The 4,346-nt window shown below is 35.8% G+C and carries 4 protein-coding genes; 1 reads left to right on the top strand and 3 read right to left on the bottom strand.

Translation table 11 applies throughout. The annotated features are described in order from the left end of the window. A partial coding sequence (cagA, locus tag EWZ81_RS05410; RefSeq protein ID WP_165549283.1) for a type IV secretion system oncogenic effector CagA occupies nt 1-2,661 on the bottom strand: 2,661 nt, incomplete at its 3' end. A gap of 385 nt (nt 2,662-3,046) precedes the next feature. Here cagA and EWZ81_RS05415 point away from each other — a divergent pair. After that, nucleotides 3,047-3,235, top strand: a complete 189-nt coding sequence (locus EWZ81_RS05415) for an urease-enhancing factor (protein ID WP_165549284.1) — start codon at nt 3,047-3,049, stop codon at nt 3,233-3,235. 247 nt (nt 3,236-3,482) lie between these two features. On the opposite strand, the gene EWZ81_RS05420 is transcribed toward EWZ81_RS05415, so the two are convergent. Together EWZ81_RS05420 and EWZ81_RS08495 are read right to left on the bottom strand one after the other, a co-directional pair. Continuing rightward, a complete protein-coding gene (locus tag EWZ81_RS05420; protein ID WP_240146749.1) occupies nt 3,483-4,139 on the bottom strand; it encodes a DEAD/DEAH box helicase in 657 nt (218 codons plus the stop codon). An 83-nt stretch (nt 4,140-4,222) separates the two neighbouring features. Then, complete coding sequence (locus EWZ81_RS08495) at nt 4,223-4,309, bottom strand: AAA domain-containing protein (RefSeq protein ID WP_240146750.1); 87 nt, start codon at nt 4,307-4,309, stop codon at nt 4,223-4,225. Nucleotides 4,310-4,346: the final 37 nt, after the last annotated feature.

Below are 4,346 nucleotides of genomic sequence, written 5' to 3' on the forward strand. Positions count from 1 at the left end.
TTTGAGACCATTATTATTGTTATTGAAATTTTTAAATTTCTCATTCAATTCTTTCTTGATATCCGAAAAATTTTTGGCGAGAGCTGTGGCCTCTATTCCAGATAATCCATTACCGACTAGGGTTCCGTTTACACCATTCTTAACGGATTGATATATTTCAGATTTTTTTCCAACATTGAAACTTTCATTTTTTTGAGTTTGTTGGGCCAATTGCTCCTTTGAGAAGTTTTTGAGATCGGCTAACGCTTGCTCTACCCCACTGAAATCACCCGTTGCTTTAGCCACTGATACCGCTTGATTGAGATTGTCAACTTTATCCGTTACCTTTTGATTGATGATCACATCTTTAACGGAATTTTCAAGGTCACTTTTTGCTTGCGTTACCTTGCTGAAATCCTTATTTTTGCCATTTTTGAATTCATTCAAAGCTGCATTAAGGTTTTCAACTTTTGAAATCCATTCTGGATTGATGCCTAAATCTTTCACCGAGCCTTTAAGGGCTTTTAGCGTTTCTTCTGCCTTGCTGAAATCCTTATTTTTGCCATTTTTGAATTCATCAAAAGATTTACTAAAGTCTTTCAAATCCTTGTTGATGTTTTCAAGTTTATCAGACAATTCCCTTTTGATGCCTATAAGATTCTGACTGTAAGCGATTGCTCTTGCGTCTCTATTAGCCTCTTTATTGATCAACGCAAAAATCTCATCTTTTTGGCTGTTAGCTTGAGCTTTTGCTTCCATTTTATTTTTGTTGCCGCTTTTGCTCTCCAATTTTTTCTCTACTTCTTTCTCCAAATGCTCTCGTTTCCTTAGAGATTTTTCAAGATCTTTCTGAGCTTTTTTCACTTCATCATAGTTGCCTGTGTTTTTAGCTTCAGCTACAGCTTTATTGAAGTTTAAAGCTTTTCCAACCAATTCTTTGTTGCTACTCAAAAAATCTTTGATAAGCTTATTAGCTTCTTGTAGGGACAATCCTTTAGTGGTTAGTTTATCCTCTAAATTCCGCCTTACGAAACTAGTGATAGCGAGATTATTTAAATCAGGCAAATTAAAGACAGCTACCTTGTTAAAGCCTGCGTCTAAATGGGAAACGCCATTCGTAGCACCCACACCCTTATTGGGATTCTTGGAGGCGTTGGTGTATTTGAAATTAGAATAATCAACAAACATCACGCCATCATGTTTTAGGTTACCTTGGAGAGTGACATTTTTCTCCCTATCTAAAGCTTTATCTGCTTTTTTCCCATAATCTTTGAGAGTGTAGCTCAAATCCCCCTTATTAAACTCAGTAATTAAAGCTGAATGTTTTGTGTCTTTTTTAGAAACAAAAGCAATACGATCATTCCCTAGGGCGTCTAAATAAGCCTTAGAGTCTTTTTGAAAATCCTTAATCTCATTTCGGAATTTTTCTTTCTCTTTCTCGCTCAAGTTGTCTAATTTAGCATTGTTTTGTGCAAGAAATTCCATGAAATCTATTTTGTTTAGGATCTCTTCTTGACTTAATGCTCGTTGTGAGCCTGTGAGTTGGTCTTCTTTGTAGAGATAAAAACTAGGGTTGTTAATCCCTTTCTCACCACCTGCTATGACTAAGCCACTGCCGTTTTTCATATGCACATTAATTATTGTAGCCACATTGTTACCTTGTTGGTCTTTATAACCAACGGTGGCGTTCCAATCGTGCTTGGCTCCAAAACCACCATTGCCCGCATACAATAATGAAACTTTTTCAGGTTCTATGCCATTATGACTCCCCATTAACACAGAAGACAGAGCGTTATTGTGAATCAATAATTGATTGAACTTGTAATTGGGATCAATGTCAGCGACTCCCTCAACATCTAACATTTCCATATCGCCAAGAGTGAATTTAGAAAAATTACCCCTTTCATCAAGCAAATCCCTAGATTCAGGCGGTAAGCCTTGTATGTGGGTGGTGGTAGTGGCTATATCTGGTTGGACATGGGGAACTGGTTCTTGATTGATTGCTTCTTTGACATCAGAAGATTGTTTTTTGTTAAATACAAACGATAAAAAAATATCCAACCAATCCCCACCAGTAGGCTCTCCACTTTTTTCTGCTTCTTGCCTTTCTTTCAAAGATTCATCAAACACGCCCATGAACTTTTGATCCGTTCGGATTTGATTCCCTATAATGATTCCTGCAAAAGATTGTTTGGCAGATTTTAAAAACTCTGCTTTTTCTTTGTCATCAGGGATAGGGGGTTGTATGATATTTTCCATAAAATTTCGGATCGATCGGGTGTTGATTTTAGACGGATCGTTTTGATGGGACACCCAACTTGTGAAAATTCGGTAACGCTGATCCCCAAATTTCTGAAAGCTCTTTGTGGAAGATTCTACATCAATGAGATTGTCTTTGTTGATTAGATTATTGCTCTTATTGATAAAGTCTGAAAAATACTGATTCTTTTTGGTAGGATTTTTGATCGCTTTATTGGAGTATTCTTCCCTTAATTGCGAGATTCCATCAAAAGCTTGCCTGTTATCCCTATCATTCTTATCAACGATTGGTTTTTGATCAGGATCAAATGAAGCGACAGCATTATCAAGTTTAAGAAAAGCTACTTGAAGATTATTAATAAATTGCTGCGGGTTAAAAGCCACTTCGGTTTGTGGTTGTTGGTCAATAGTTTCGTTAGTCATTGTTTCTCCTTCTATGCCTAGTTTCATACCTATCGGTATAGTATCAAAGACTGCTAAAAAGCACTACACACTTGAGTAGTCAATTCATGTCTTTGAACATTATCATTATACCATAATATTTAGAACAAGGTGTAACAAGTCTACTATAATTTTAATTCAAGAAGTCTAACTAAAATAAAAGGAGAAATTTTAGTTAGGGCTTTATTATAGCAAAAATTAGCAAGGCTTACAAAGGGTAGCGTTTATGGTTTGGATTTAGGGCGTTATTGTGATTGTTTTGAGTTTCATTTACTTTTTGTTTAACAATAAATCCTAAAATTCTAATCATATAATTTAAAGTGTTTAGGTTATTCAATCAAAAAATTTTAAAACAAAAGGATATAAAATGAAAACCATTAGAAATAGCATGTTTATTGGAGCGTCTTTACTCGGCGGTTGCACGAGCGTTGAGACTCGCTTTGACGCTCTGCGTGTCGCTTGCATTAAAGGTGCTTTTATAGAAAAAGAATTATGCTACACGCCTAAGGACTTTGGAAACCCTTATTTTACTAATCAAACCGATACTAAGCTCTAAGGGTTTCTTCTTAAAAAATATTTTGTCTCTTTTGGCTCATGTTGGTTGAGCCAAGCATTTCAAGATATTTCAAAATAAAGAAAAATTAAAATAAACTAAAGTCAATCCAACTCAAGCTCTCATCTAGGATTTTTGAGTATTTTGAAAGTCATGCCACCATAAAGTAAAGCATTCAAAAAAATAAGTTTGCAATTTAGGAGTGTTTTGAAGCGAAGAATGTCTGATGGCTATCTTTGGAAAAGATTACCTATCTACAGACTTGCAAAATAGCGCTAAAGATATTCTTCTCATCGCTTCGCAAATTCTCAAAGAAAGACTTTTTACCCACAAAAATGAGATTTTCTTTTGCCCTAGAAATAACTACATTCAAGCGTTTAGAATCTAGCAAGAAAGAAAGATTACCACAAGTTTTCACGGTGGAATAAATGATAATATCTGCCTCCTCGCCTTGAAAGGCATCCACAGTGTCTATCTTGAGTTCATCAAAATTCTTGAAGCCGCATTTTTCCACTTCTGATCGCAAGCGTCTTTTTTGGGCATTATAAGGTGTGATAATTCCTATGGTTTTTCTGATTTTTCTTTGGTTAAGAGCGCGATTGATTTGCTCTAAAAGCTCTATGATTTTTTGAACTTGATCTTTGTTATAGCTACTTGTTTTTTCTAGTTGATGCTCCCCTTCAACATTAATCCAACGGATAATATTCTTAGGATCGTAAAATTGCGAGGTATTTTTGATTGCTCCATTCTTAAGTTTCTCTTTATAAAAAAGCTGACTAACTAGCGATCCAATAGGAGCAGGCATTCTAAATTGCTCATTAAGCATGGCCTTATTACTCTCTGGAATATGCTTATAGAGATTTTCAAAAAAACTCTCTTCCAATAATTGGCGATCAATGGCATCCAAGTTTTGAAGATTATCGCTCTCTAATTGTTCTAGGAGGTGCCTATCAATGCTAAGTGGGAGCTGGTTGTGATCGCCTATTAAGATCAGTTTTTAGTGCGAAGCACAGGAATCAAGATTTCTGGTGCTGTGGCCCTGCCTGCCTCATCTATGATGGTAACATCAAATTCCATCAATTCAATCCCAAGATGCTTAACAGCAAGACCAACA

This window comes from Helicobacter pylori, from assembly GCF_011140715.1.
Classification (GTDB): Bacteria; Campylobacterota; Campylobacteria; order Campylobacterales; family Helicobacteraceae; genus Helicobacter; species Helicobacter pylori_DA.